The following is a 25,006-nucleotide window of genomic DNA, read 5'->3' as shown; positions in this document are numbered from 1 at the left end:
TAATCCTGATAACTCAGGGGTAAACGCCAGCTAACAACAGCCCTACCAACACCCACACCGCAACGCCTGGCAGGATGATCAGCAAGTTCCAGGCGTTGAGGCGATTGTTACTCAGGCCTTGCGGGTCGTTCGCAGCCAAATTGATCAGTTGTTGACCTTCGCTCGCGACATAAACTCGTATCGGCAACATGATCAAGGCGACAAGACCAAGAAAACTCAGCTCAGGAATCTGCTTGGGAAGCTTTTCGAATATGTGCGCGACTACGGTCAATACGACAAAGACTGTCGCCCACTGCTCAAGATCCCAATTGGATTTACCGCCCCTGTCGAGAATTCGTTTTTTGGCGAGCCGGTAAAGCTGATGCACAAAAAACAAATAGAAAAAAGCTCGCGCCCACGGCCATAGCTCTTGTTGAGTACTGCGCTTGTGCAGGCTCCAGTTCTTGTAAATCCAGAAATAGAAATACAGGCCAAAACTGAGGATCGACAGCAGAATGAACTTCCACCGTGCGACAACATAAAACTCTGGAGTTTGTTCACCCGCAACCAACAGTTGCGCCTCAGCCGGCGCATAAGCATTCTCGGACACAGCCGTTTTCCTGGAAAAAGAGTTTAAGCCAAAGCTAACGACCGCATAGGCCAAAGGTTTAGGCAGACAGATAAGCATCTGTCATCAATCCATCATCAACTCGACACAATGAAGACATGGCCTCAGCCGACACTAAGGTCATGACGACAGCTCTGCATATCACTCTGATCAGCGAAACCTTCCCACCGGAAATCAACGGCGTGGCCAATACCCTTGGCCGCTTGTGCGATGGACTGCGCGCGCGCGGGCATCGCGTCGAACTGGTGCGTCCGCGTCAGGCCGATGATCCGCAGCGCAGTGAAGATGATGCGCTGCTGTTGTGTCGCGGCTGGCCGTTACCCGGTTATCCGGGCTTGCAATGGGGTCAGTCGTCGATGCACAAACTGCTGCGGCGCTGGAAGCGTCAGCGCCCGGATGTGCTGTATATCGCCACTGAAGGCCCGCTCGGTTTATCGGCGTTGCGCGCGGCGCGGCGACTGGGGATTTCGGTTGTCAGCGGCTTTCACACCAATTTCCAGCAATACACCAGTCAATACGGCCTCGGTCTGCTGACCCGGATGCTGACCCATTACCTGCGCTGGTTTCACAACCGTTCGGCGCTGACGCTGGTGCCGAGCGTCAGTCAGCGCCTGGAACTGGAGCGCCGGCATTTCGAGCGTCTGGCGTTGTTGTCGCGAGGTGTGGACAGCCAGTTATTTCATCCAGCCAAACGGCTGAACGCTTTACGTGAGCAATGGGGACTGGGCGAGCGTGACATTGCGGTGATTCATGTAGGACGGCTCGCACCAGAGAAAAACCTTGGTTTACTCAAACGCAGCTTTGAAAAACTGCGCAGCACTTATCCACAGCGCAATATGAAGCTCATCGTGGTCGGTGACGGGCCGCAACGCATGGCACAGGAAAAGGATCTGCCCGAGGCGATCTTCTGTGGTTCACAGCGCGGGGAAGCGTTGGCGACGCACTATGCGTCGGGGGATGTTTTTCTGTTCCCGAGCCTGACCGAAACCTTCGGCAACGTGGTGTTGGAAGCACTGGCTTCAGGGCTGGGTGTCGTGGCTTACGATCAGGCAGCGGCGGCGCAACATATTCGCCATGGCTACAACGGCGTGCTGGCAATGCCAGGCGATGAAGACGCGTTTTGCGATGCAGCGGCGTGGTTGCTGGAGGAGGACGAAACGTTGCGTTGCGTGCGGCTCAATGCGCGGCAGCATGCAAGTCGCCAAGGCTGGCCAGCGGTGATTGAGCAGTTTGAAAGTCATTTGCGTGGGGCGTGCGTGGGGGAGCAGGTTGTGCCGAATGCACAGACACTGCCTTAGGTCTTCGCTGATTTTGAAGCCGCCATCGCTGGCAAGTCGAAAACGTCGCACCGCAGCTCCCACAAGGGGCTGTGATGAACACAATTTTTGTGAACACCCGCAAAACCTGTGGGAGCTGCGGTGCGACGTTTCGACTTGCCAGCGATAGCGTCAGTGAGAGCGACGCTTAAACCAGCGTCATCAACGCCTCACGGCTGAACGGCAGAATGTCTTGCTCACGCCCTTCACGCACTTTCAGCGCCCAGTCCGGATCGACCAGCAGCGCACGCCCCACCGCTACCAGATCGAACTCCTCTTTATTCAGGCGCTCCAGCAGGTTCTCCAGACTGGCCGGCTGCGCAACCTTGTCGGTGTTGACCATGAACTGCAGGAACTCGCCATCAAGGCCAACACTGCCAACGGTGATGGTCGGCTTGCCAGTCAGTTTGCGCGTCCAGCCGGCCAGGTTCAGCTCGGAACCGTCGAATTCCGGCTCCCAGAAGCGCCGCGTCGAGCAGTGGAAAATATCCACGCCTGCGTCGGTCAACGGCTTGAGGAATTCCCCCAGGGCCTCCGGGGTTTGCACCAGACGCGCGGTGTAATCCTGCTGCTTCCACTGCGAGAAGCGGAAGATGATCGGGAAACCTTCGCCGACCGCCGCACGTACGGCTTGAATCAGTTCGATGGCAAAACGCGAACGGTTGGCCAGGCTGCCGCCGTATTCGTCAGTGCGCTGGTTGCTGCCTTCCCAGAAGAACTGGTCGATCAGGTAGCCGTGAGCGCCGTGGATTTCCACGCCGTCCATGCCGATGTTTTGTGCATCTTTAGCAGCTTGAGCGAACGCGGCGATCACGTCCTGAATGTCTTGTTTGCTCATGCCGTGCACGACGACCTGACCGTCCTTGAGTTTTTCCGACGGGCCGTAACCCGGCACGCTGGCGTCCGGCTCGGTGCCGATGCGCCGCACGCTGCCCACGTGCCACAGTTGCGGAACGATCTTGCCGCCCTCGGCGTGAACCGCATCGACAACTTTCTTCCAGCCGGCCAATGGCGCATCACCAAAGAACTGCGGCACGTTCGGATAGCCGTTCGAGGCAATATGGCCGACGGTGGTGCCTTCGGTGATGATCAGGCCGACACCGGCTGCTGCGCGACGGCGGTAATACTCGATGACTTTCGAATTAGGCACGCCGCCTGGAGAAAACGAACGGGTCATGGGCGCCATGACCACGCGGGTCGGCAGTTCGAGGGCACCGAGATGAAACGGTTTGAACAAGGCTTGAACCGGCATTGGAAGGCTCCACAGGGAATGACTTTATGACGGCGATAATATGAAGCGTTGCAAGCTTTGAACAGCACTATTGATTTGAATGATTAAGGGATAGAAACGAAAAGATCGCAGCATCGGCAATCCCTGTGGGAGCTGCCGAGGCTGCGATCTTTTGATCTTTGGCGGTTTAACCCAGCGCTTTCTCGATCGCGGCAATCACCGTCGGATCATCCGGCGCCGTGCGCGGCGAGAACCGAGCCAGCACCCGGCCGTCCTTGCCGAGCAGGAACTTCTCGAAATTCCAGGTGATGTCACCGGGGAACTCCGCACCCTCGCCCGCCAGCAAACGGTACAACTGATGACGATCGTGACCGTTGACTTCAAGCTTGCTCGACAACGGAAACGTCACGCCATAGTTGAGGCTGCAAAATTCCTGAATTTCCTGCTCGGTGCCCGGTTCCTGACCGGCAAATTGGTTGCACGGCAGGCCCAGCACACTGAAGCCTCGGCCTTTGAATTGCTGATAGAGGTTTTCCAGCGCCGCATACTGTGGGGTCAAGCCGCACTTGGAGGCGACGTTGACCACCAGCACGACTTGGCCCTTGAACGGTGCCAGCGGTAGCTCCTGACCATCCAGGGCTGTCAACTTAAGGTCGTGAAAAGCACTCATGACGGACTCCAGGATTCCCGTGTTCTACTCGAAACAGCCACTTGGCGAGGCCACCAAGGACAGCCGCGGACTAAAAAGGCGCCCGCAGGCGCCTCTCCAGTTCTCGAAAGCTTAGCGCAGAAATCAGTGGTGATGGCCACCTTCGCCATGGACGTGACCATGAGCGACTTCTTCCTGGCTGGCATCACGGATGTCAACGATCTTCACTTTGAAGTTCAGGCGCTGACCGGCCAGTGGGTGGTTGCCGTCGACAGTCACGTCGTCGCCGTCCAGGTCACGAATGGTGACGATCTGCATCTGGCCGTCCGGCGCCGAAGCGTGGAACTGCATGCCGACTTCCAGCTCGTCAACGCCTTCGAACATGCTGCGGCTCAGGGTGCTGACCAGTTCAGCGGCGTATTCGCCGTAAGCGTCTTCCGGTTCAACGGAAACTTCCAGCTCATCACCAACAGCTTTACCTTCCAGAGCTTTTTCCAGGCCCGGGATGATGTTGCCTGCGCCTTGCAGGTAAACCAGCGGAGCGCCGCCGGCGGAGCTGTCGATGACCTCACCAGCGTCGTTGGTGAGGGTATAGTCGATGGAGACAGCCTTATTGGCGGCGATCAGCATGGGGCGAGACCTTTTGCATAAGAATATAGAAAGGCCAAGTTTAGCGAAGCAATCGCGCGAAAGCGAACACAACCCGGACAAACGGGATTCGACCATTACCGGCTTTCATCAGGACGAGGAAGGTCACTGGGTGGCCGAGCTTTCCTGCGGCCACACCCAACACCTGCGTCATCAGCCGCCATGGCAATCGCGAGCCTGGGTCCTTGACCCGGCGCAACGTATTGAAAAAATAGGCCAACCCTTTGCCTGTGGTTGGTGCGCGCAAGGCTCGGTTAGCGATAACCTTGGCGACTGAATTTCGGTAGTCAGCCAGACATAAGCTGACACCATTGCCATGCAACTTTAGAGAATTCGCATGCAAACTTTTTTTATCGCCCCCACCGATTTTGGCGTGGGTCTGACCTCCATCAGCCTCGGGCTGGTGCGTACATTGGAGCGAGCGGGCTTGAAAGTCGGCTTCTTCAAACCGATTGCCCAGCCGCATCCCGGCGACACCGGCCCTGAACGTTCCACCGAACTGATGGCGCGCACTCACGGCCTCAAGCCGCCGCAACCGCTGGGCCTGGCCCACGTCGAGCGGATGCTCGGTGACGGTCAGCTCGATGAGTTACTCGAAGAAATCATCGCCCTGTACCAACAGGCCGCCATCGGCAAGGACGTGCTGGTGGTGGAAGGCATGGTGCCGACCCGCAGCGCCAGTTACGCCGCACGGGTCAATCTGCACCTGGCCAAAAGCCTCGATGCCGAGGTGATTCTGGTCTCGGCGCCGGAAAACGAAGTGCTGGCCGAACTCTCTGGCCGTGTCGAATTGCAGGCGCAGTTGTTCGGTGGCCCGAAAGACCCGAAAGTCCTCGGTGTGATCCTCAACAAGGTCAAGACCGAAGAAAGCATGGACGCCTTCGCCGCGCGTCTGAAAGAACATTCGCCATTGCTGCGCAGCGGTGATTTCCGCCTGCTCGGCTGCATCCCCTATCAACCGGAACTCAACGCGCCGCGCACCCGCGACGTCGCCGACCTGATGGGTGCGCAGGTGCTCAACGCCGGCGATTACGAAACCCGGCGGATGACCAAAATCATCATTTGCGCACGCACCATGCGCAACACCGTCGAGCTGCTCAAGCCCGGCGTGCTGGTGGTGACACCGGGCGATCGCGACGACATCATCCTCGCCGTCAGCCTCGCGGCGATCAACGGCGTGCCGCTGGCCGGTCTGCTGCTGACCAGCGACACCCTGCCCGATCCGCGCATCATGGATCTGTGCCGTGGCGCGTTGCAGGCCGGTTTGCCGGTGTTGTCGGTGAGCACCGGCTCCTACGACACCGCCAACCTGCTCAATGGCCTGAACAAGGAAATCCCGATCGACGACCGCGAGCGTGCGGAGATCATCACCGATTTCGTCGCCAGCCATCTCGACGCCAACTGGCTGCACCAGCGCTGCGGCACACCACGGGAAATGCGCCTGTCACCGGCGGTGTTCCGCTATCAACTGATCCAGCGCGCCCAGGCCGCCAACAAGCGCATCGTTCTGCCCGAAGGTAGCGAGCCGTTTACCGTGCAGGCGGCGGCGATCTGCCAGGAACGCGGGATTGCCCGTTGCGTCTTGCTGGCCAAACCCGAAGACGTCGAAGCGGTGGCCCGCGCCCAAGGCATCGTGCTGCCGCCGGGGCTGGAGATTCTCGATCCGGACCTGATCCGCGAGCGCTACGTCGAACCGATGGTGGCCCTGCGCAAAACCAAGAGCCTCAATGCGCCGATGGCCGAGCAACAACTGGAAGACACCGTGGTGATCGGCACCATGATGCTCGCGCTGGATGAAGTCGACGGACTGGTGTCCGGCGTGATCAACACCACCGCCAACACCATCCGCCCGGCCCTGCAACTGATTAAAACCGCACCGGGCTGCACGCTGGTGTCGTCGGTGTTCTTCATGCTGTTTCCGGAAGAAGTGCTGGTGTATGGCGACTGCGTGATGAATCCGCATCCAAGCGCCGTGGAACTGGCGGAGATTGCCCTGCAAAGCGCCGACTCGGCTGCGGCGTTCGGCATTACCCCGCGCGTGGCAATGATCAGTTACTCCAGCGGCGAATCGGCCACCGGCGAAGAAGTCGAGAAAGTCCGCGAAGCCACCCTGCTCGCCCACGAACAACAGCACTCGCTGCTGATCGACGGCCCGCTGCAATACGACGCTGCCGCCAACGCGGAGGTTGCCCGGCAACTGGCGCCGAACAGCCAGGTGGCCGGTCGCGCCACGGTCTTCGTCTTCCCTGATCTGAACACCGGCAACACCACGCACAAAGCCGTGCAACGCAGCGCCGATTGCGTCAGCCTCGGGCCGATGCTGCAAGGCCTGCGCAAACCGGTGAATGATTTGCCGCGCGGCGCGCAAGTCGATGACATCGTCTACACCATCGCCCTCACCGCGATTCAAGCCGCCAACCGACCTATGGATGTGTAAATGCTGGATTTTCTACCTGCACCGTTGCGCGGCGTGATCGCCTCGCTGCTGTTGGCACTCAATACGATTCTGCTGTGCTCGTTTCTGTTCTGTGTGGCGCTGATCAAAGTGCTGCCATTCGACCTCGCCCGGCGTGCCTCACTCTGGTTGATGAGCCACACGCATGAAGCGTGGATCAGCAACAACAAAGGCTGGATGAATCTGGTGCGGCGCACCCGTTGGCACATCAGCGGGCTGCAAGGCCTGGACTACAAGCACTCGTACCTGATCACCAGCAACCATCAGAGCTGGGTCGATATTCTGGTGCTGCAATACGTGCTCAATCGGAAAATCCAGCCGCTGAAGTTCTTCCTCAAACAGGAGCTGATCTGGGTGCCGGTGATCGGCCTGGCTTGGTGGGCGCTGGGCTTTCCGTTCATGAAGCGCTATTCCAAGGCCTACCTGGAAAAGCACCCGGAAAAGAAAGGCAAAGACCTGGAAACCACGCGCAAGACCTGCGCGAAATTCCGCAACAACCCGGTGGGGATCTTCAACTTCGTCGAAGGCACGCGCTTCACTGAAGGCAAACATGCGCAGCAGCAATCTCCATTCAAATACCTGCTCAAGCCCAAGGCTGGCGGCATCGCGTTTGTGCTGGATGCGATGGGCGAGCAACTCGAGTCGATCGTCAACGTAACCATTCACTATCCGGGCGGCCGTCCGGGCTTCTGGGATTTGCTGTGTGGCAATGTGCGCGATGTGGTGGTGCACTTTGAAGAGCTGAAGATCCCGCAACAGTTCATTGGCAAGAACTACGATCAGGACGGCGAATATCGCCTGCAGTTTCAGGGCTGGATCAATCAGCTGTGGCTGGACAAGGATGCGCTGCTGGAACAAATGCACCGCGAATATCCAGCGAAGTCCTCAGGCGCCTGATCCGCCCTCATCGCTGGCAAGCCAGCGATAGCAATCTCAAGACAACAAAAAAGCCCGCCGAAGATTACTCATCGGCGGGCTTTTTCTTGCAGTTTGAAACTAGAAGCTTGTCGCTGCTTTATTGCTTAGATCGCGCCACGCTTGCGCAGCAGATCCAGCACTTGCTTGACGCTGTCTTCCAGACTCAGTGTCTGCGTGTCGATCACCAGATCGGCGTTCAGCGGCACGTCGTACGGGAAGGATTCGCCCGGGATGTTGTCGCCGCCAGCCGCGTACAGACCTTGCGGATCACGCTCGGCGCACACGGCCGGCGAGGCCTGCACGTAAACGGTGAGCAGACGATCCTTGCCGATCAGATCCTTGGCCTGCTCGCGACCTTCAGCGCTTGGCGCAACGAACGCTGCCAGGGTCAGCAGGCCCGCTTCGTTGAACTGACGCGCCACGTGCGCGGCACGACGCCAGTTCTCGGTGCGGCCGGCGCGATCCTGTGGCAGACCTTTGTTGAGGTCGTGACGCAGGTTCTGGCCATCCAGCACAAACACCGCGCGGCCCATGTCGAACAGCTTGCGTTCAACCGCGTAGGCCAGGGTGCTCTTGCCCGCGCCCGACAGACCGCTGAACAACACGGTGGCCGGTTGCTGACCGAAACGCTGAGCGCGCTCTTCGGTGGCAACGTGGGCCAGTTTGCCGTGGTGCGAAGCCGTGCCATGAGCCACTGGTTGCGCGACGATCATGCCGGCGCCGACGGTGCCGTTGGTCAAGCGGTCGATGATGATGAACGCGCCGGTGGTGCGGTTGCTTTCGTAACCGTCGAGGGCGATCGGCGCGTCGAGCGCGATCTTCACCTTGCCGATTTCGTTGAGCTGCAACGCGCTCGCCGGGCCTTCTTCAAGGGTATTCACGTCGACCTTGTTGACGATGCTGGCAATGGAGCCCGGCACGTAACTGGTGGCGCGTTTGATGTCGTATTTCTTGCCCGGCAGCATCGGCTCTTCAGCCATCCACACCAGCATCGCTTCGAAGCTGTCGGTGACCGGCGGCACGTTGTCGGCATGCACCAGCAGGTCGCCACGGGAGATGTCGATTTCGTCTTCCATGGTCAGCGTCACCGCTTGACCAGGACCGGCGTGCTCCAGCTCACCTTCGAAAGTGACGATGGACTTCACGCGGCTGCTCTTGCCCGACGGCAGCACCACGACTTCGTCGCCCTTCTTGACGATGCCGCTGGCCAGTGTGCCGGCGAAACCGCGGAAGTTCAGGTTCGGACGGTTGACGTACTGCACCGGGAAACGCAGATCGGTGAAGTTGCGGTCGCCCGCCACTTCCACGGTCTCGAGAATTTCCATCAGCGACTGGCCTTTGTACCAAGGCGAGCGCTCGGACTTGTTCACCACGTTGTCGCCCTTGAGGGCAGACATCGGCACGAAGTGCATGCTGGTCGGCTTCATCTTCAAGCCTTCGGCGAACTTCAGGTAGTCGGCCTTGATCGACTCGAACACGCCTTCATCGAAGCCCTTCAAGTCCATCTTGTTGATGGCGACGACGATGTGTTTGATCCCCAAAAGGGAGGCGATAAAGCTGTGGCGACGGGTCTGGGTCTGCACGCCGTAACGGGCGTCGACGAGGATGATCGCCAGGTCACAGGTGGACGCACCCGTGGCCATGTTGCGGGTGTACTGCTCATGGCCGGGGGTGTCGGCGATGATGAATTTGCGTTTGGCGGTGGAGAAATAGCGGTAAGCGACATCGATGGTGATGCCCTGCTCGCGCTCGGCCTGCAGGCCGTCGACCAGCAACGCCAGGTCGATGTCGTCACCGGTGGTGCCGACTTTCTTCGAGTCACGGGTGATCGCTTCCAGGTGATCTTCGTAGATCATCTTCGAGTCGTGCAGCAGGCGCCCGATCAGGGTGCTCTTGCCGTCATCGACGTTACCGCAGGTCAAAAAGCGCAGCAGCTCTTTACGTTCGTGCTGGCCCAGGTAGGCGAGGATGTCCTCGCTGATCAAATCAGAAACATGCGACATGACAGCCCCTTAGAAATAGCCTTGACGTTTTTTGTCTTCCATCGAGCCTGCGCCATCGTGGTCGATGACACGGCCCTGGCGCTCGGAAGTTCGCGTCAGGAGCATTTCCTGAATGATGTCCGTCAGGCTTTCGGCCTCGGACTCCACCGCGCCCGTCAACGGGTAGCAGCCAAGGGTACGGAAACGCACTTTCTTTTTGACGATGCGCGCTTTGTCTTCGTCGGACAGGTGCTCAAGGATGCGCTCGTCGTCGATCATGATCAGCGTGCCGTTCTTCTCGATCACTTCACGCTCGGCGGCAAAGTACAGCGGCACGATCGGGATGCCTTCGAGGTAGATGTACTGCCAGATGTCCAGCTCGGTCCAGTTCGACAACGGGAACACGCGAATGGATTCGCCCTTGTTGACCTTGCCGTTGTAGACGTTCCACAGCTCCGGACGCTGGTTTTTCGGATCCCAGCGGTGCTTGCTGTCGCGGAACGAGTACACGCGCTCTTTGGCACGGGACTTCTCTTCATCGCGACGGGCGCCGCCGAATGCTGCGTCGAAACCATGCTTGTCGAGTGCCTGCTTGAGGCCCTCGGTTTTCATGATGTCGGTGTGCTTGGCGCTACCGTGGGTGAACGGGTTGATGTTCTGCGCCACGCCGTCCGGATTGATGTGAGTGATGAGGTCCAGGCCCAGTTCTTCGACCATCTTGTCGCGGAACTTGTACATCTCCTGGAATTTCCACCGGGTGTCGACGTGCATCACCGGAAACGGCAGTTTGCCCGGGAAGAACGCCTTGCGTGCCAGGTGCAGCATCACGGCGGAGTCTTTACCGATGGAGTACAGCATCACCGGGTTGTCGAACTCGGCGGCCACCTCGCGGATGATGTGGATGCTTTCCGCCTCCAGCTGTTTCAGATGCGTCAGTTTGTCGACCATGGCTACTCACGAAAGCTTTCTTATGAACGGCCAGCGGGCCGTGTTCGAGCGGGGAATCCTAGCACAGCGACCTCTTCTAATCAGGACGCCAACTAGATCGAAAGGGTATATGAATATGCCCACTCGTTTGGGCACCCACCCCCTGTAGGAGTGAGCCTGCTCGCGATAGCAGTGTGTCAGTCACTGCTATGTTGAATGTGACAAAGCTATCGCGAGCAGGCTCACTCCTACAGGGGGATGCGCTGTGAATCAGATCGGATTCGGGCAGTCGATGAAGATGTGTTCGACGGCGAAACGCTTCGCCAGGTAATCACCGAGCGCCTGCACGCCGTAGCGTTCGGTTGCGTGATGACCGGCGGCAATGAAGCTGATGTTGTTTTCCCGGGCACTGTGGAAGGTTTGCTCGGAGGCCTCGCCGCTGATGAACAGATCAACGCCGGCAGCGATGGCGTTATCGATGTAGCCCTGACCACCACCGGTGCACCAGCCGACCCGGCGAATCATGCCGCTGCCTTCGATCAGCAGCGGTTCGCGCCCCATGCGTTCTTGCACTCGACGGGCAAAATCACGGGCGTTCACCGGCTCGTCCAGCGACCCCACCAGCCCGACGATTTTCAGATTGTCCGGGTCCAGCGGGCCTTCGACGGTGATGTCCAGTTGACGCGCCAGTTGCACGTTGTTGCCGACGTCCGGGTGCAGGTCCAGCGGCAAGTGGTAGGCGAGCAGGCTGATGTCGTGCTTGAGCAGGGTCTTGAGGCGACGCTGCTTCATGCCGGTGATGCACGGGTTCTCGCCTTTCCAGAAATAACCGTGGTGCACCAGCACCAGATCGGCCTCGGCTTCGACAGCAGCATCGAGCAACGCCTGACTGGCGGTGACGCCACTGACGATGCGCATCACCTGCGGTCGGCCCTCGACCTGCAAGCCGTTGGGGCAATAATCGGCAATTTTTGCAGCGCCAAGATAACGATCGGCTTCTTCGACGAGGGTGCTGAGGGCAACGGCCATGAAAGACTCCTAAATATCCCGTTCAGAGGCACGCGCGGCCTCGTATAATGCGCGACATTATGGGCGGTCTGACCCCGCCTGCAACTTTTCCAGGACGTGCTTAATGCTCAAGGCGCTGCGTTTTATGGGTTGGCCGCTGTTGGCCGGCGTGCTTATCGCTCTGTTGATTATTCAGCGTTACCCGCAGTGGGTCGGGCTGCCGAGCCTCGACGTCAACCTGCAACAGGCTCCGCAAACCACCAGCGTGCAGCAGGGGCCGGTGTCCTATGCGGACGCAGTGACCATCGCCGCGCCGTCGGTGGTTAACCTGTACACCACCAAAGTCATCAACAAACCGGCGCATCCGCTGTTTGAAGATCCGCAGTTCCGCCGCTTCTTCGGTGACAACTCGCCGAAGCAAAAGCGCATGGAATCGAGCCTCGGCTCCGGCGTGATCATGAGCCCGGAAGGCTACATCCTCACCAACAACCACGTGACCAGCGGTGCCGACCAAATCGTTGTGGCGCTGAAGGATGGCCGCGAAACCCTCGCACGGGTGATCGGCAGCGACCCGGAAACCGACCTCGCGGTCTTGAAGATCGACCTGAAAAACCTGCCGGCCATCACCGTCGGCCGCTCCGACAACATTCGCATCGGCGACGTCGCGCTGGCCATCGGCAACCCCTTCGGCGTTGGCCAGACCGTGACCATGGGCATCATCAGTGCCACCGGGCGTAATCAGTTGGGCCTGAACAACTACGAAGATTTCATCCAGACCGACGCAGCGATCAACCCGGGCAACTCCGGCGGCGCGCTGGTCGATGCCAACGGCAACCTCACCGGCATCAACACGGCGATCTTCTCCAAGTCCGGTGGCTCGCAGGGCATCGGTTTCGCGATTCCGGTGAAGCTGGCAATGGAAGTAATGAAGTCGATCATCGAGCACGGCCAGGTGATTCGCGGCTGGTTGGGGATTGAAGTGCAGCCGCTGACTCAGGAGCTGGCTGAGTCGTTCGGTTTGTCCGGACGTCCGGGGATTGTCGTTGCCGGGATCTTCCGCGACGGCCCGGCGCAGAAGGCCGGCCTGCAATTGGGCGACGTGATTCTGAGCATCGATGGCGAACCGGCCGGTGATGGTCGCCGTTCGATGAACCAGGTCGCGCGGATCAAACCGACTGACAAAGTAACGATTCAGGTGATGCGTAACGGCAAGGAACTGAAACTCACCGCTGAAATCGGCTTGCGTCCACCACCGGCGCCGGTGCAGGAAAAAGAAGAGTAAAACTTTTTTCGCGCCGACAGCGCGGATAAAAGACATTCTCAACAGGCATGTTATATTGTTTCAATTTTGATAATTGGAACAACATAACATGTCGTCTCGAACAAAGGCCTCTCTGCTGGGCCTGAGCCTCGGTTTGCTGGTCGATCCAGCCTGCGCTGAAGAACCCAAACCCCTCGAACTCGACGCCATCAGCGTCATCTCCGACTACGAATCCCCGACCGGACCGCTCAAAGGCTACCGCGCCACCCGCTCCTCCAGCGCGACCAAAACCGACACGGCGATTCGCGATATCCCGCAAGCGATCAGTGTGGTGCCCGCCAGCGTGCTCAAGGATTTGGGCAGCAGCAGCGTCGAGCGCGCACTGGATTTTGCCGGTGGCGTGTCGAAGCAAAATAACTTTGGCGGCCTCACCCTCTACGAATACAGCGTGCGCGGCTTCACCACGTCGGAGTTCTACAAGGACGGCTTCAGCGCCAATCGCGGTTATCCGAGCACGCCTGACGCGGCCAACATCGAACGTATCGAAGTGCTCAAAGGCCCGGCGGCCAGCCTTTATGGTCGAGGCGATCCCGGCGGCACAGTGAACATCGTCACCAAGAAACCGCAGCCCGAAGCCTTCACCACCCTGCAAACCAGCGCCGGCAGTTGGGACCGCTACCGCACCGCCCTGGATGTCAACACGCCGCTGGATGATCAGGGCAATGTGCTCTCGCGGATCAACCTCGCGGTCGAAAACAACAACAGCTTTCGCGATCACGTCGACAGCCAGCGCCTCTTCGTCGCACCCTCGATCAGTTGGCAATTGAACCCGGACACGTCGCTGTTGATTGAGAGCGAAATCGTCCGGCACAGCTCCACCTTTGATCGTGGCATCGTTGCGCCGAACAACAAGTGGAACGGCGTCTCGCGCTCGACTTTCCTCGGCGAACCCAACGACGGCAACATCGACAACCACAACAACTTGCTGCAGGCGACCCTCGAACATCACCTCAATGACAGCTGGAAACTGCGTCTGGCCAGCCATTACAAAGAAGGCAAACTCTGGGGCGACGCCTCCGAATCTCGCCCGTTGAATGCCGACGGTCACACCGTCAACCGCCGCTATCGCGAACGCGATACCAACTGGCACGACAGCATCACCCAACTGGAATTGCGCGGCCTCTTCGACCTCGGCCCGTGGCAACACGAACTGCTGATCGGCAGCGAATACGAAAACTTCCGCAAGAACGAGCGCGTCACCACCATTGCCGGTGGCCGTTACGCCATCGACATCTATAAGCCGATCTATGGGCAGGCGAAACCCGACGGCGCTCGCTCGGGCACGGACTTCTTCGAACACGTCGAAAGCCACGCCTTGAACCTGCAGGATCAAATCGTCTTCAGCGATAAATTACGCGGGATGATCGGTGCGCGTTTCGAGCATTTCGACCAGCGCATCGACGACCACAGCCGTAACGCCAAGAGCAGCCAGCGTCATGACGCGCTCACCCAACGCGCCGGTCTGCTCTATCAACTGACGCCGAACACCGGCCTGTTCGCCAACGCCTCGACCTCGTTCAAACCGAACAACGGCCTCGACGCCTCCGGCAAATCCTTCGACCCCGAAGAAGGTGTCGGTTACGAAGTCGGCATCAAGAACGACCTGTTCGACGAGCGCCTGAGCAGCACCCTCGCCTTCTTTCACATCGACAAGGAAAACGTCCTCGCCCTCGACCCGGCCACTGACACCAGCCGTGCTGTGGGCAAGGCACGCAGTCGCGGTTTCGATTGGCAAGTGACCGGGCAAGTGACCGATGCGCTGCGGGTGATCGGCGCCTTCGCTTACATCGACGCCGAAGTGACCAAGGGCGACGCGACGATTCCCACCGGCAGCCGCATCCTCGGTGTGGCCAAACGCAGTGGCAGTCTGCTCGGTGTTTATGAGTTTCAGGATGGTCATTTGCGCGGCTCGGACGTCGGCGCGGCGTTCACTTATGTCGGTGACCGCTCGGGGGAGTCCGGCAGCGATTTCGAATTGCCGGCCTACCAGACCGTCGACCTGCTCGCCCATTACAAGGCCAGCGACAACGTCACCGTCGGGCTGAACCTGAACAACGTCTTCGACGAGAAGTATTACGAGCGCTCCTACAGCAACTACTGGGTCAACCCCGGTGAGCCGCGCAACTTCACTGTCAGCCTGACCCTCAACCTGTAAAAGGAAGCCCCCATGCAATACGGCAAAACCCTCGTGCTCATCGCCGCGCTGTTCGCCGCCCAAGTCTCGGCCCACGGCCTGTGGACCGAACAACGACGCGGCAATATCGAAGTGATATACGGCCATGGCGCTGAAGACAACGCGTTCAAGGCGCAGAAGATCAGTGGTGCCTGGGCATATGACGCGGGCGGCAAAATGATTCCGGTCAGCGTCGAGCGCCTGGCGGATCACGCACGGCTAAAACCATTGAAGTCGCCTGCGGTTATGGCCGTGGCATTGAATAACGGCATGTGGTCGCAAACCGCCGACAAGAAGTGGATCAACGAAGGACGCAGCAAAGTCCCCGGCGCTGTCGAGGCGACGGAGACGTTCAAATACAGCCTGGCGATTTATCAGCCGGGGGCGAAGCTGCCGAAACTGGATCAGATCAAATTGCTGATTCTGCCGGAGGTTGATCCGCTGACTGTTGGCCCGGGGAATTCATTGCCGGTGCAGGTGTTGCTCGATGGCAAACCGGCGGCGGGGGTGAAACTGATTGGCGATTATCGCAGTGCGCCGAACACCTTGAGCACCGAGACGGACATGGATGGGCGTGCGCAAGTGCTGGTGCGTAATGAAGGGTTGAATGTGATTGCGGCGCAGGTTGAGGTACCGGTGAAGAACAGCACTGATGTGGACAGTCGTGGGTTGTTCAGTTCGCTGACATTCCTTGGCGAGCCACATCACGAGTAAGCGGAGTCACCCACCCAATCGGTCAAAACACCTCGATATCTCAGATCGATGTAAATACTGAAATGCCCCTCGATCGATCCTCTCTATATTGGGTAGAGGTAGGGGCTTTTACATTTAACGTTTACCGCTCCGAATTACGAATTACGAATCCAAGTAAAAACAGTCCACTCTGACTTGATTCTTTAGAAGCAAGAACCCTCCGACCTATTCCAAATCAAGCTAAAAAACTGTCATTTCTATCAGTAGGCAGACGCTAACTCATAAAAATAAACTAACGACTGAAAAAACGAATAGAACCCTCCGCCCCCAAACAGAATCATTAACGAAAAAAGGATAACGTTATGAAGTCATCTAAAACAAGCAACGGCACCGGTACGTTAGAAGCAAGATCACCGGAAGGGCTGACTATTAAGGCCAAACAAATCCAGTTTACCTTCACGGGTTCAGAATACCCCTGGATGCTTGCTGGCAAAGACGAGCATTCGGGTGTGACGCTGGCTTTCCCTCCAGCTCTTGGAGATGGTGCTCATATCATCGACTATCCTGCGGACTTGGATCATGGGCCTGTCGTAGAGTTTTGGTCCTACCAACTCCCGGAACAAGATACCCGTGAACCAAAATTTGGCAGGGCATCCATCGTGATTGGGACAGTCAACGGCTTAAAATCTGTAAATGGTACTTTTGAATTTCTTGATGCTGATAAAGTTCTCATCTTGAACGGAAATTTTAATGTCCAACAAATAAGCAAATAATCCATTCAAAACAGCAATACAAACCAAACTTTGCTGATCGTTCCCACACGCAGCATGGGAACGATCAACTTACAAAGTTATAAATCACCCAAACCATCGATCAACGCCTGATTCTGCTCCGGCGTACCAATCGAAATCCGCAGGAACTGTGCAATCCGCTCCTGTTTGAAGTGCCGCACGATCACGCCCTGCTCGCGCAGTTTCGCCGCCAGCCCTGCCGCATCGTGTTGCGGGTGACGGGCAAAGATGAAGTTGGCTGCCGACGGCAGCACTTCAAAACCTTTGGCCTGCAACTGCGCAATCACCCACTCGCGACTCTCGATGACCAATCGGCAAGTCTTGTCGAAGTACTCGCGATCCTCGAATGCCGCCGCCGCGCCGACATTCGCCAGACGATCCAGTGGATAGGAGTTGAAGCTGTTCTTGATCCGCTCCAGCGCCTCGATCAGATCCGGATGCCCCACCGCCAGACCGACCCGCAGGCCGGCCAGCGAACGCGACTTGGACAGGGTCTGCGTCACCAACAGGTTTGGATAACGATCCACCAGACTGATCGCCGTCTCGCCGCCGAAGTCGATGTAAGCCTCGTCCACGACCACCACCGAATCCGCGCTGGCCTTGAGGATTTGCTCGACCGCGTCCAGCCCCAACAGGCAACCGGTCGGGGCGTTCGGGTTAGGGAAAATGATCCCGCCGTTCGGCTTGGCGTAGTCCGCCGGGTTGATCCGGAATTGCGCATCCAGCGGCACGGCGTCGAACTTGATGCCATACAACCCGCAATAGACCGGGTAGAAGCTGTAGCTGATGTCCGGGAACAGAATCGGCTGTTCGTGCTCCAACAGACCGTGGAAGATGTGCGCAAGCACTTCGTCCGAGCCGTTGCCGAGGAATACCTGATTGCTCTGCACGCCGTAATACTTGGCGACGGCGTTTTTCAGCAGATCGCTGTTCGGATCCGGGTACAGGCGCAGGTTGTCATTGAGTTCGGTCTGCATCGCCGCCAAGGCTTTTGGCGATGGGCCATACGGGTTTTCGTTGGTGTTGAGCTTGACCAACTTGGTCAGCTTCGGCTGTTCGCCCGGCACATAAGGCACCAGATCCTTGACGAACGCGCTCCAGAATTTACTCATGCTCATTCCCCCTGCTCTTGAAGAAAGTCGTCGTCTTTGATGCGGTATTCGGCGCTGCGGGCGTGCGCGCTGAGCGATTCGCCACGGGCCAGTACCGATGCAGTTTTACCCAGCTCGGAAGCACCTGCTTCGGAGCAGAAGATGATCGACGAACGTTTCTGGAAGTCGTACACGCCCAGCGGCGAAGAGAACCGCGCAGTGCCGGAAGTCGGCAATACGTGGTTCGGGCCTGCGCAGTAATCGCCCAGCGCTTCGGAGGTGTGACGGCCCATGAAGATCGCGCCGGCGTGGCGGATCTGCGGCAGCCAGGCTTGCGGGTCAGCGACCGACAACTCCAGGTGCTCCGGGGCGATACGGTTGGCGACTTCGATGGCTTGCGCCATGTCGCGCACGTGAATCAGCGCGCCGCGACCATTGATCGAGGTTTCGATGATGGTCGCGCGGTCCATGGTCGGCAGCAGTTTGTCGATGCTGGCGGCGACCTTGTCGAGGAACTCGGCGTCAGGGCTGACCAGAATCGCCTGGGCGTCTTCGTCGTGCTCGGCCTGGGAAAACAGGTCCATGGCGATCCAGTCCGGGTCGGTCTGGCCGTCGCACACCACAAGGATTTCCGAAGGGCCGGCGATCATGTCGATGCCGACCTGACCAAATACGTGACGTTTGGCCGTGGCGACATAAATGTTGCCCGGGCCAACGACCTTGTCCACTTGCGGCACGCTTTCGGTGCCATAAGCCAGAGCAGCAACCGCTTGCGCGCCACCGATGGTGAACACCCGGTCAACACCAGCGATGCACGCGGCCGCCAGCACCAGTTCGTTGATTTCACCGCGCGGGGTCGGCACGACCATGACCACTTCGGTCACGCCGGCAACCTTGGCCGGAATCGCGTTCATCAACACCGACGACGGGTACGACGCCTTGCCGCCCGGCACGTAGAGGCCGGCGCGATCCAGTGGCGTGACCTTCTGGCCAAGCACGGTGCCGTCGGCTTCGGTGTAGCTCCACGAGTCCTGTTTCTGTTTTTCGTGGTAGCTGCGCACACGGGCGGCGGCTTTTTCCAGCGCTTCGCGCTGCGCCACGGTGATGCGAGTCAGGGCCAGCTCCAGGCGCTCGCGCGGCAGGATCAGGTCGGCCATCGAGGCGACTTCGAGGCCGTCGAACTTCTGAGTGAACTCGACCAGCGCCGCGTCACCGCGCTCGCGCACAGCCTTGATGATGTCCAGCACGCGCTGATTGACCGAGTCGTCAGACACACTTTCCCAGCTCAGCAGATGATCCAGATGATGCGCGAAATCCGGGTCAGCAGCGTTGAGTCGGCGAATTGCAGTCGGTGCGGTCATAGCGAGAGCCTCATAGGAATGGCAAAAAACTCAGGCGCCCGAAACTATCATTCGATCCGCTTGGGCACCTGAGAATTCTGGCTATGAGGCGGATAGACGGCGCGACCTGGGGTCGCGCAGGTAGATCAGCCGCGGTGTCGCGATTCCACTGCGTTGCGCAGGGTATCGATCAACGCCTGGATTCGTGCGTGTTGCATTTTCATCGAAGCCTTGTTGACCACCAGGCGCGAGCTGATCGTGGCGATCAGTTCCTGAGGTTCCAGGCCGTTGGCGCGCAGGGTGTTGCCGGTGTCGACCACGTCGATGATCTTGTCCGCCAGACCGATCAGCGGCGCCAGCTCCATCGAGCCGTAAAGCTTGATGATGTCGACCTGACGGCCCTGCTCGGCGTAATAGCGCTTGGCGACGTTGACGAACTTGGTCGCCACGCGCAGACGGCCCTTGGGCTCGGCGGCGCCGATCTTGCCGGCGGTCATCAGTTTGCACTGAGCGATCTGCAGATCCAGTGGCTCGTACAGGCCCTGGCCGGTGTATTCCATCAGCACATCTTTACCGGCAACGCCGAGGTCGGCCGCGCCATGCTCGACATAGGTCGGCACGTCGGTGGCGCGCACGATCAGCAGGCGTACGTCGTCCTGCGTCGTGGGGATGATCAGCTTGCGACTCTTGTCCGGATTCTCGGTCGGCACGATGCCCGCTTCAGCGAGAAGCGGCAGCGTGTCGTCAAGGATGCGGCCCTTGGACAGTGCGATGGTCAACATGGGAAACGTCAGTCCTTATCAAGGTACTCATGTCCGGTCGCAATCGGCGCCGGACACACATCGAGCCGGAGACCGGCTCGACTCGAAACGAATTCAGTGGACACGTCCCTGTGTCCCGATGCAGCGATCAGCCCGGAACGCGACGGATCTTGGCACCCAGCATCTGCAATTTTTCTTCGATGCACTCGTAACCACGGTCGATGTGGTAGATGCGGTCGATCAGGGTATCGCCTTCGGCAACCAGTGCCGAGATCACCAGGCTGGCCGACGCCCGCAGGTCGGTCGCCATCACAGGCGCGCCCTTCAGCACTTCAGTACCGGTAACGATGGCGGTGTTGCCTTCGACCTGGATCTTGGCGCCCATGCGGTGCAGTTCATAAACGTGCATGAAACGGTTTTCGAAGATCGTCTCGATCACGGCACCAGTGCCTTCGGCAATGGCGTTGAGCGAGATGAACTGCGCCTGCATGTCGGTCGGGAACGCCGGGTACGGCGCGGTGCGCACGTTGACCGCTTTCGGGCGCTTGCCGTGCATGTTCAGCTCGATCCAGTCTTCACCGCAGGTGATTTCTGCGCCGGACTCACGAAGCTTTTCCAGAACCGCTTCAAGGATGGTCGGATCGGTGTCCTTGACCTTGACGCGACCACCGGTGACCGCAGCAGCCACCAGGTAGGTGCCGGTTTCGATACGGTCAGGCATGACTTTGTAGAAGCACGAACCCAGACGCTCGACGCCATCAATGGTGATGGTGTCGGTGCCAGCGCCGGAAACCTTGGCGCCCATTGCGTTGAGGAAGTTCGCCAGGTCAACCACTTCAGGCTCGCGCGCGGCGTTCTGCAGCACGCTGCGGCCCTTGGCCAGAGCAGCGGCCATCATGATGTTTTCGGTACCGGTCACGCTGACGGTATCGAAGAAGAATTGTGCACCGCGCAGGCCGCCTTCAGGCGCCTTGGCCTTGATGTAGCCGCCTTCGACGTCGATCACTGCGCCCATGGCTTCGAGACCGCGAATGTGCAGGTCGACCGGACGCGAACCGATGGCGCAACCGCCAGGCAGCGCGACTTCGGCTTCACCGAAACGGGCAACCATCGGGCCCAGTACCAGAATCGAGGCACGCATGGTTTTCACCAGTTCGTACGGCGCGATCAGGGTCTTGATGGTGCGTGGGTCGATTTCGACGCTGAGCTTCTCGTCAATCACCGGCTCAATGCCCATGCGCCCGAACAGCTCGATCATGGTGGTGATGTCGTGCAGGTGCGGCAGGTTGCCGACCGTCACCGGGCCATCGCACAGCAGGGTGGCGGCCAGGATCGGCAGGGCAGAGTTCTTTGCCCCGGAAATGCGGATCTCGCCATCAAGACGAGCGCCACCAGTAATAATCAATTTATCCATAAGAATCTCGACGCCCTTAGGCTCAGGTGCGCTCGGCCCAGGCCGCGCTGCTGAAAAATTTCATAGTGACCGCATGGATGCTGCCATCGGTGATCCATGGGTTCAAATGGGCATAGATCTGCTGCTGACGCTTCACCGGGCTCAACGCCGCCAGTTCATCGCTAATCACGTTCAGCTGGAAATTGCAGCCTTCGCCCTCAACTTCTACCAACGTTCCGGGCAGCTTTCCTTCAAGGAAGCTCTTCACTTCTACGGCCTGCATGCTCAACCTCAATCGGCGCCCTGTGCGCACGGGTCGGACATCATACAAAAAAGCCCCGCGCCTGCGAACCCCGCATTGGCAGGACTCTGACGGGGGGCTTCTTTATCGATGCGGGTTCAGGGTTGCGCCAACAGCTCGGTCAGTTCGCTGACCTGAGCGATTTCGCGCATGTCTTCGGGCATCGCCCGGATGCTGACCGCTTTGCCGGCGGCTTGTGCATCACGGATGAAGCACAGCAGCAACGACAAACCGACGCTGCTGGACTTCTTCACTGCCGAGCAATCAATGACCAGCGAAGCAGCCTTGCTCGACTTGATCAGCGCCTGACCTTCCTTGCGCAGGTCAGGGCCGGTGCGGTAGTCCAGCACTCCGCTGAGCAATAGCTCGTCGACATCACTCATACGAACTGCCGCCTCATTCATTGCGCTGGCTTCTCGGCGGCTTGCTCGGTGGTTTGCTTGGCCTTGGCCACTTCACCTGCCCAGTTGTTGATGGTCTTGTCCAGATCATTGCCGTTGCGCTGCATCGCGTCGGCGAACTGATCACGGAACAGCTTGCCGATGTTGATGCCGTTGATGATCACGTTGCGCAGTTTCCACTCGCCGTTGATCTTCTCCAGCGTGTATTGCACAGGATAGATCGCGCCGTTGCTGCCCTTGACGGTCATGCCAACGCTGGTGCGGTCACCCGACTCATCCTTGGCAGGATCGACGGTAATGCCCTGGTTGTTGTATTCGAGCAAGGCGTTGCCGTAGAACTGAAACAGGCCTTTCTTGAAGTTTTCCTCGAAGGTCCGCATCTGCGCCGGCGTAGCCTTGCGCGAATACTTGACCGTCATGATGCTTTTGGAAATACCTTCGGCATCCACCACCGGGCCGACGATGGTGTTCAACGCCGTATAGAAATCCTGCGGATCCTGCTTGTACTTCTCTTTATTGGCCTGCAGGTCGGAGAGCATCCGGTTCGTGGTGTCCTGAACCAGATCGTGCGCCGACTGTGCCGCCACAGCGGTACCCATCAGTGGCAGTGTCGCGAGTAACACCAACAGGCCACGTCGCAAGGTAGAGATCATTCAAAAGCTCCTCATTTGGCGTCTTTGCTAACGGTATTGAGCAGGAATTTACCGATCAGGTCTTCCAGTACCAGAGACGACTGCGTGTCGTGGATGGTTCCACCATCCTTCAGACGGGTGTCCTCCCCGCCCACGCTGATACCGATGTATTTCTCGCCCAGCAGACCCGCGGTCAGGATAGACGCTGTGGAGTCGGTCGGCAGATTGTCGACCTTCTTGTCCACTTGCAGGGTCACCCGACCGGTGAAGCTGTCGCGATCCAGATCGATTGCGGTGACCTTGCCGATGGTCACACCGGCCATGGTCACTTTGGCTCTGACCGTCAAACCGGCAATATTGTCGAAGTAGGCATAAAGTTTATAGGTGTCGGTGGTCGAAGTCGGAGACAGGCCACTGACCCGCAAAGCAAGCAGCAACAAAGCCAGGATCCCTGCCAGCAGGAACAGGCCGACACCGATTTCCAGGGTGCGGTTTTGCATCAGAAATCTCCAAACATCAAAGCGGTCAGAATAAAGTCCAGGCCCAGCACTGCCAGCGAGGCAAACACTACGGTCTTGGTGGTGGCGCGACTGATGCCCTCGGAAGTGGGCTCACAGTCATAGCCTTGAAATACGGCGATCCAGGTCACGACGAAGGCAAACACGATACTTTTGATGACGCCGTTGAGCACGTCACTGGTGAAGTTCACGCTGTTTTGCATGTTCGCCCAGTACGAGCCTTCATACACGCCCAGCCAGTCGACAGCCACCCACGAGCCGCCCCAGATACCCACCACGCTGAAAATCATCGCCAGCACCGGCAGGGAAATGAAACCGGCCCACAGACGCGGGGCAATAATGTATTTGAGCGGGTCGACACCGATCATTTCCAGGCTGGAAAGCTGTTCGGTGGACTTCATGTTGCCGATTTCTGCGGTCAGTGCCGATCCGGCGCGCCCGGCGAACAGCAGCGCGGTCACCACCGGGCCGAGTTCACGCAACAGCGTCAGCGCAACCATCTGCCCCACTGCCTGCTCCGAACCGTAGCTCGACAGAATGCTGAAGCCCTGCAGCGCCAGCACCATGCCGATGAAAATACCGGAGACCACGATGATCACCAGCGACATCACGCCAACCGAATGCAGTTGTTTGACCAGCAAACCGAAACCGCCGCTGATCCCGCCACGCCCCAACAAGGCGTGAAACAGGAACAGCGTTGCTCGACCAAACACCGCAATGGCGTCGATCGCCGCTTCGCCGAAACGGCGCACGCGTTCTATTAATGAAATTCTGCGCATCAGCGCTTCCCCAGAAGATCTGCGCGGTAATCCGTCGCTGGAAAATGGTACGGCACCGGGCCATCGGGATTGCCGGTCATGAACTGACGAATACGCGGTTCATCCGAGTTCATCAATTCATCCGGCGTGCCCTGCCCCAGCACCTGACCATCACCCACTACATAGATGTAGTCGGCGATGCTCGCGGTTTCGGCCAGATCGTGGGACACCACGATGCTGGTGATCCCCAACGCATCGTTAAGCAGACGGATCAGTCGCACCAGCACGCCCATGGCAATCGGATCCTGACCGACGAACGGTTCGTCGTACATGAGAATCTGCGGATCGAGCGCAATCGCCCGGGCCAGCGCCACGCGGCGTTTCATGCCGCCGGACAGTTCATCGGGCATCAGCTCGATAGCGCCGCGCAGACCGACCGCCTGCAATTTCAGCAGAACGATGTCGCGGATCATTTCTTCGGGCAATTGGGTATGAACGCGCAGGGGAAAAGCGACGTTCTCGAACACATCGAGATCGGTGAACAGTGCGCCGCTCTGAAACAGCACACCCATGTGCTTGCGCGCATCGAACAGATCGCTGCGCGACAGCGCAGGCAGATTCTGACCGTTGACCCAGACTTCGCCACTGGACGGACGCAACTGTGCGCCCATCAACCGTAACAGCGTGGTCTTGCCACACCCGGAAGGCCCCATGATGCCGGTGACCTTGCCGCGCGGGATGCGAATATCGACGTTATTGAAAATGCTGCGCGCACCGCGCTTGAAGGAGACTCCCTTCAGCTCGACCGCGTAGGCGTTATCGGCACTCATCTAAACTCCTTGCGATGCAGCCTCTCACTCGGACGCCTGGCTTTACTTAAAAAGCACGTACATCCCGGGCAGGCCGAACTGGCGGCGAACTATATCACTGCAAAGGCCAAGCGCCCAAGGCTTGTACCGGCCCGTGTTCGGCGATATGACAGGTCTGGCGGCTGTTTCCCCGGGTTTTGGTAACGAGTAATGACAAAGCACGACGAACTTGCGTGAGGCTTTCCAACATAACCGCTATAATCGCCGCCTTTTCATCGGGCTA

25 protein-coding genes are annotated in these 25,006 nt (G+C 58.8%); 8 read left to right on the top strand and 17 right to left on the bottom strand.

Annotated features, from left to right (window positions below; translation table 11 throughout):
* Positions 1 to 13 precede the first annotated feature (13 nt).
* On the bottom strand, positions 14 to 667 hold the full coding sequence (locus ACVVH8_RS04695; RefSeq protein ID WP_103303097.1) for a hypothetical protein: 654 nt from the start codon (positions 665 to 667) through the stop codon (positions 14 to 16).
* Positions 668 to 705: 38 nt separating this feature from the next.
* Between ACVVH8_RS04695 and ACVVH8_RS04690 the strand changes: the two genes are divergently transcribed.
* Positions 706 to 1,905: a glycosyltransferase family 4 protein gene (locus tag ACVVH8_RS04690; RefSeq protein ID WP_475228766.1), complete on the top strand. Its 1,200-nt coding sequence runs from the start codon at positions 706 to 708 to the stop codon at positions 1,903 to 1,905.
* Positions 1,906 to 2,071: 166 nt separating this feature from the next.
* Here the strand turns inward: ACVVH8_RS04690 and ACVVH8_RS04685 are convergent, their stop codons facing one another.
* The 3 genes from ACVVH8_RS04685 to ACVVH8_RS04675 all read right to left on the bottom strand — a co-directional run bounded on the left by ACVVH8_RS04685 (position 2,072) and on the right by ACVVH8_RS04675 (position 4,433).
* The gene (locus ACVVH8_RS04685) at positions 2,072 to 3,175 is read right to left on the bottom strand and encodes an NADH:flavin oxidoreductase (RefSeq protein ID WP_475228764.1); all 1,104 of its coding nucleotides are present in this window, start codon (positions 3,173 to 3,175) and stop codon (positions 2,072 to 2,074) included.
* 166 nt (positions 3,176 to 3,341) lie between these two features.
* On the bottom strand, positions 3,342 to 3,824 hold the full coding sequence (locus ACVVH8_RS04680) for a glutathione peroxidase (RefSeq protein ID WP_213027566.1): 483 nt from the start codon (positions 3,822 to 3,824) through the stop codon (positions 3,342 to 3,344).
* A 123-nt stretch (positions 3,825 to 3,947) separates the two neighbouring features.
* Positions 3,948 to 4,433: an FKBP-type peptidyl-prolyl cis-trans isomerase gene (locus tag ACVVH8_RS04675; protein ID WP_095119463.1), complete on the bottom strand. Its 486-nt coding sequence runs from the start codon at positions 4,431 to 4,433 to the stop codon at positions 3,948 to 3,950.
* Between ACVVH8_RS04675 and ACVVH8_RS04670 the strand changes: the two genes are divergently transcribed.
* Genes ACVVH8_RS04670 through ACVVH8_RS04660 form a run of 3 tightly spaced genes read left to right on the top strand, consistent with a single transcriptional unit; the run spans position 4,402 to position 7,803 of the window.
* On the top strand, positions 4,402 to 4,728 hold the full coding sequence (locus tag ACVVH8_RS04670) for a DUF3565 domain-containing protein (protein ID WP_103303285.1): 327 nt from the start codon (positions 4,402 to 4,404) through the stop codon (positions 4,726 to 4,728). The genes ACVVH8_RS04675 and ACVVH8_RS04670 overlap by 32 nt on opposite strands.
* Before the next feature lie 60 nt (positions 4,729 to 4,788).
* A complete protein-coding gene (gene pta / locus ACVVH8_RS04665) occupies positions 4,789 to 6,888 on the top strand; it encodes a phosphate acetyltransferase (protein WP_103303101.1) in 2,100 nt (699 codons plus the stop codon).
* Positions 6,889 to 7,803: an acyltransferase gene (locus tag ACVVH8_RS04660; protein WP_103303102.1), complete on the top strand. Its 915-nt coding sequence runs from the start codon at positions 6,889 to 6,891 to the stop codon at positions 7,801 to 7,803.
* 125 nt (positions 7,804 to 7,928) lie between these two features.
* Here the strand turns inward: ACVVH8_RS04660 and cysN are convergent, their stop codons facing one another.
* The 3 genes from cysN to ACVVH8_RS04645 form a co-directional block, all read right to left on the bottom strand.
* Positions 7,929 to 9,827, bottom strand: a complete 1,899-nt coding sequence (cysN, locus tag ACVVH8_RS04655) for a sulfate adenylyltransferase subunit CysN (protein ID WP_103303103.1) — start codon at positions 9,825 to 9,827, stop codon at positions 7,929 to 7,931.
* A 9-nt stretch (positions 9,828 to 9,836) separates the two neighbouring features.
* Positions 9,837 to 10,754, bottom strand: coding sequence for a sulfate adenylyltransferase subunit CysD (gene cysD, locus ACVVH8_RS04650; protein WP_007912374.1), 918 nt, complete (start codon positions 10,752 to 10,754; stop codon positions 9,837 to 9,839).
* Positions 10,755 to 11,003: 249 nt separating this feature from the next.
* Complete coding sequence (locus ACVVH8_RS04645; protein ID WP_213027564.1) at positions 11,004 to 11,762, bottom strand: Nif3-like dinuclear metal center hexameric protein; 759 nt, start codon at positions 11,760 to 11,762, stop codon at positions 11,004 to 11,006.
* A gap of 103 nt (positions 11,763 to 11,865) precedes the next feature.
* Between ACVVH8_RS04645 and algW the strand changes: the two genes are divergently transcribed.
* The 4 genes from algW to ACVVH8_RS04625 all read left to right on the top strand — a co-directional run bounded on the left by algW (position 11,866) and on the right by ACVVH8_RS04625 (position 16,701).
* Positions 11,866 to 13,023, top strand: a complete 1,158-nt coding sequence (gene algW, locus ACVVH8_RS04640; protein ID WP_103303105.1) for a Do family serine endopeptidase AlgW — start codon at positions 11,866 to 11,868, stop codon at positions 13,021 to 13,023.
* 88 nt (positions 13,024 to 13,111) lie between these two features.
* Positions 13,112 to 15,217 (top strand): TonB-dependent siderophore receptor, encoded by a 2,106-nt coding sequence (locus ACVVH8_RS04635; protein ID WP_475228761.1) that lies wholly within the window; start codon positions 13,112 to 13,114, stop codon positions 15,215 to 15,217.
* Positions 15,218 to 15,229: 12 nt separating this feature from the next.
* Positions 15,230 to 15,949: a DUF4198 domain-containing protein gene (locus ACVVH8_RS04630; protein ID WP_475228758.1), complete on the top strand. Its 720-nt coding sequence runs from the start codon at positions 15,230 to 15,232 to the stop codon at positions 15,947 to 15,949.
* A 341-nt stretch (positions 15,950 to 16,290) separates the two neighbouring features.
* The gene (locus ACVVH8_RS04625; RefSeq protein WP_475228756.1) at positions 16,291 to 16,701 is read left to right on the top strand and encodes a hypothetical protein; all 411 of its coding nucleotides are present in this window, start codon (positions 16,291 to 16,293) and stop codon (positions 16,699 to 16,701) included.
* 77 nt (positions 16,702 to 16,778) lie between these two features.
* Here the strand turns inward: ACVVH8_RS04625 and hisC are convergent, their stop codons facing one another.
* From hisC to ACVVH8_RS04575, 10 genes are all read right to left on the bottom strand, one after another.
* On the bottom strand, positions 16,779 to 17,831 hold the full coding sequence (hisC, locus tag ACVVH8_RS04620; protein ID WP_475228754.1) for a histidinol-phosphate transaminase: 1,053 nt from the start codon (positions 17,829 to 17,831) through the stop codon (positions 16,779 to 16,781).
* Positions 17,832 to 17,833: 2 nt separating this feature from the next.
* Positions 17,834 to 19,171, bottom strand: coding sequence for a histidinol dehydrogenase (gene hisD, locus ACVVH8_RS04615; RefSeq protein WP_475228751.1), 1,338 nt, complete (start codon positions 19,169 to 19,171; stop codon positions 17,834 to 17,836).
* A gap of 125 nt (positions 19,172 to 19,296) precedes the next feature.
* Positions 19,297 to 19,932 (bottom strand): ATP phosphoribosyltransferase, encoded by a 636-nt coding sequence (gene hisG / locus ACVVH8_RS04610; RefSeq protein WP_007967226.1) that lies wholly within the window; start codon positions 19,930 to 19,932, stop codon positions 19,297 to 19,299.
* Positions 19,933 to 20,059: 127 nt separating this feature from the next.
* Complete coding sequence (gene murA / locus ACVVH8_RS04605; protein WP_103303110.1) at positions 20,060 to 21,325, bottom strand: UDP-N-acetylglucosamine 1-carboxyvinyltransferase; 1,266 nt, start codon at positions 21,323 to 21,325, stop codon at positions 20,060 to 20,062.
* A 22-nt stretch (positions 21,326 to 21,347) separates the two neighbouring features.
* Positions 21,348 to 21,587, bottom strand: a complete 240-nt coding sequence (locus ACVVH8_RS04600) for a BolA family protein (RefSeq protein WP_007912386.1) — start codon at positions 21,585 to 21,587, stop codon at positions 21,348 to 21,350.
* A 116-nt stretch (positions 21,588 to 21,703) separates the two neighbouring features.
* Entirely contained in the window at positions 21,704 to 22,009 is a 306-nt protein-coding gene (locus ACVVH8_RS04595) for an STAS domain-containing protein (RefSeq protein ID WP_103303111.1), read from the bottom strand.
* Positions 22,006 to 22,659, bottom strand: coding sequence for an MlaC/ttg2D family ABC transporter substrate-binding protein (locus ACVVH8_RS04590; RefSeq protein ID WP_103303112.1), 654 nt, complete (start codon positions 22,657 to 22,659; stop codon positions 22,006 to 22,008). Before ACVVH8_RS04590 ends, ACVVH8_RS04595 begins: the two co-directional genes overlap by 4 nt.
* Before the next feature lie 11 nt (positions 22,660 to 22,670).
* Complete coding sequence (gene mlaD / locus ACVVH8_RS04585; RefSeq protein ID WP_007967220.1) at positions 22,671 to 23,138, bottom strand: outer membrane lipid asymmetry maintenance protein MlaD; 468 nt, start codon at positions 23,136 to 23,138, stop codon at positions 22,671 to 22,673.
* Entirely contained in the window at positions 23,138 to 23,935 is a 798-nt protein-coding gene (gene mlaE / locus ACVVH8_RS04580; RefSeq protein ID WP_103303113.1) for a lipid asymmetry maintenance ABC transporter permease subunit MlaE, read from the bottom strand. Before mlaE ends, mlaD begins: the two co-directional genes overlap by 1 nt.
* A complete protein-coding gene (locus ACVVH8_RS04575; RefSeq protein WP_103303114.1) occupies positions 23,935 to 24,744 on the bottom strand; it encodes an ATP-binding cassette domain-containing protein in 810 nt (269 codons plus the stop codon). Before ACVVH8_RS04575 ends, mlaE begins: the two co-directional genes overlap by 1 nt.
* Positions 24,745 to 25,006: the final 262 nt, after the last annotated feature.

It is taken from the genome of Pseudomonas trutticola BRTCR10, assembly GCF_056155105.1.
This window is presented reverse-complemented; position numbering and strand designations above follow the sequence as displayed.

What these genes read in the sequence shown, in the direction of transcription:
- ACVVH8_RS04695 (WP_103303097.1), bottom strand. Translation starts at nt 667, where the DNA reads ATGCTTATCTGTCTGCCTAAACCTTTGGCCTATGCGGTCGTTAGCTTT.
- ACVVH8_RS04690 (WP_475228766.1), top strand. Translation starts at nt 706, where the DNA reads ATGGCCTCAGCCGACACTAAGGTCATGACGACAGCTCTGCATATCACT.
- ACVVH8_RS04685 (WP_475228764.1), bottom strand. Translation starts at nt 3,175, where the DNA reads ATGCCGGTTCAAGCCTTGTTCAAACCGTTTCATCTCGGTGCCCTCGAA.
- ACVVH8_RS04680 (WP_213027566.1), bottom strand. Translation starts at nt 3,824, where the DNA reads ATGAGTGCTTTTCACGACCTTAAGTTGACAGCCCTGGATGGTCAGGAG.
- ACVVH8_RS04670 (WP_103303285.1), top strand. Translation starts at nt 4,402, where the DNA reads ATGGAGACAGCCTTATTGGCGGCGATCAGCATGGGGCGAGACCTTTTG.
- ACVVH8_RS04675 (WP_095119463.1), bottom strand. Translation starts at nt 4,433, where the DNA reads ATGCTGATCGCCGCCAATAAGGCTGTCTCCATCGACTATACCCTCACC.
- pta (WP_103303101.1), top strand. Translation starts at nt 4,789, where the DNA reads ATGCAAACTTTTTTTATCGCCCCCACCGATTTTGGCGTGGGTCTGACC.
- ACVVH8_RS04660 (WP_103303102.1), top strand. Translation starts at nt 6,889, where the DNA reads ATGCTGGATTTTCTACCTGCACCGTTGCGCGGCGTGATCGCCTCGCTG.
- cysN (WP_103303103.1), bottom strand. Translation starts at nt 9,827, where the DNA reads ATGTCGCATGTTTCTGATTTGATCAGCGAGGACATCCTCGCCTACCTG.
- cysD (WP_007912374.1), bottom strand. Translation starts at nt 10,754, where the DNA reads ATGGTCGACAAACTGACGCATCTGAAACAGCTGGAGGCGGAAAGCATC.
- ACVVH8_RS04645 (WP_213027564.1), bottom strand. Translation starts at nt 11,762, where the DNA reads ATGGCCGTTGCCCTCAGCACCCTCGTCGAAGAAGCCGATCGTTATCTT.
- algW (WP_103303105.1), top strand. Translation starts at nt 11,866, where the DNA reads ATGCTCAAGGCGCTGCGTTTTATGGGTTGGCCGCTGTTGGCCGGCGTG.
- ACVVH8_RS04635 (WP_475228761.1), top strand. Translation starts at nt 13,112, where the DNA reads ATGTCGTCTCGAACAAAGGCCTCTCTGCTGGGCCTGAGCCTCGGTTTG.
- ACVVH8_RS04630 (WP_475228758.1), top strand. Translation starts at nt 15,230, where the DNA reads ATGCAATACGGCAAAACCCTCGTGCTCATCGCCGCGCTGTTCGCCGCC.
- ACVVH8_RS04625 (WP_475228756.1), top strand. Translation starts at nt 16,291, where the DNA reads ATGAAGTCATCTAAAACAAGCAACGGCACCGGTACGTTAGAAGCAAGA.
- hisC (WP_475228754.1), bottom strand. Translation starts at nt 17,831, where the DNA reads ATGAGTAAATTCTGGAGCGCGTTCGTCAAGGATCTGGTGCCTTATGTG.
- hisD (WP_475228751.1), bottom strand. Translation starts at nt 19,171, where the DNA reads ATGACCGCACCGACTGCAATTCGCCGACTCAACGCTGCTGACCCGGAT.
- hisG (WP_007967226.1), bottom strand. Translation starts at nt 19,932, where the DNA reads ATGTTGACCATCGCACTGTCCAAGGGCCGCATCCTTGACGACACGCTG.
- murA (WP_103303110.1), bottom strand. Translation starts at nt 21,325, where the DNA reads ATGGATAAATTGATTATTACTGGTGGCGCTCGTCTTGATGGCGAGATC.
- ACVVH8_RS04600 (WP_007912386.1), bottom strand. Translation starts at nt 21,587, where the DNA reads ATGCAGGCCGTAGAAGTGAAGAGCTTCCTTGAAGGAAAGCTGCCCGGA.
- ACVVH8_RS04595 (WP_103303111.1), bottom strand. Translation starts at nt 22,009, where the DNA reads ATGAATGAGGCGGCAGTTCGTATGAGTGATGTCGACGAGCTATTGCTC.
- ACVVH8_RS04590 (WP_103303112.1), bottom strand. Translation starts at nt 22,659, where the DNA reads ATGATCTCTACCTTGCGACGTGGCCTGTTGGTGTTACTCGCGACACTG.
- mlaD (WP_007967220.1), bottom strand. Translation starts at nt 23,138, where the DNA reads ATGCAAAACCGCACCCTGGAAATCGGTGTCGGCCTGTTCCTGCTGGCA.
- mlaE (WP_103303113.1), bottom strand. Translation starts at nt 23,935, where the DNA reads ATGCGCAGAATTTCATTAATAGAACGCGTGCGCCGTTTCGGCGAAGCG.
- ACVVH8_RS04575 (WP_103303114.1), bottom strand. Translation starts at nt 24,744, where the DNA reads ATGAGTGCCGATAACGCCTACGCGGTCGAGCTGAAGGGAGTCTCCTTC.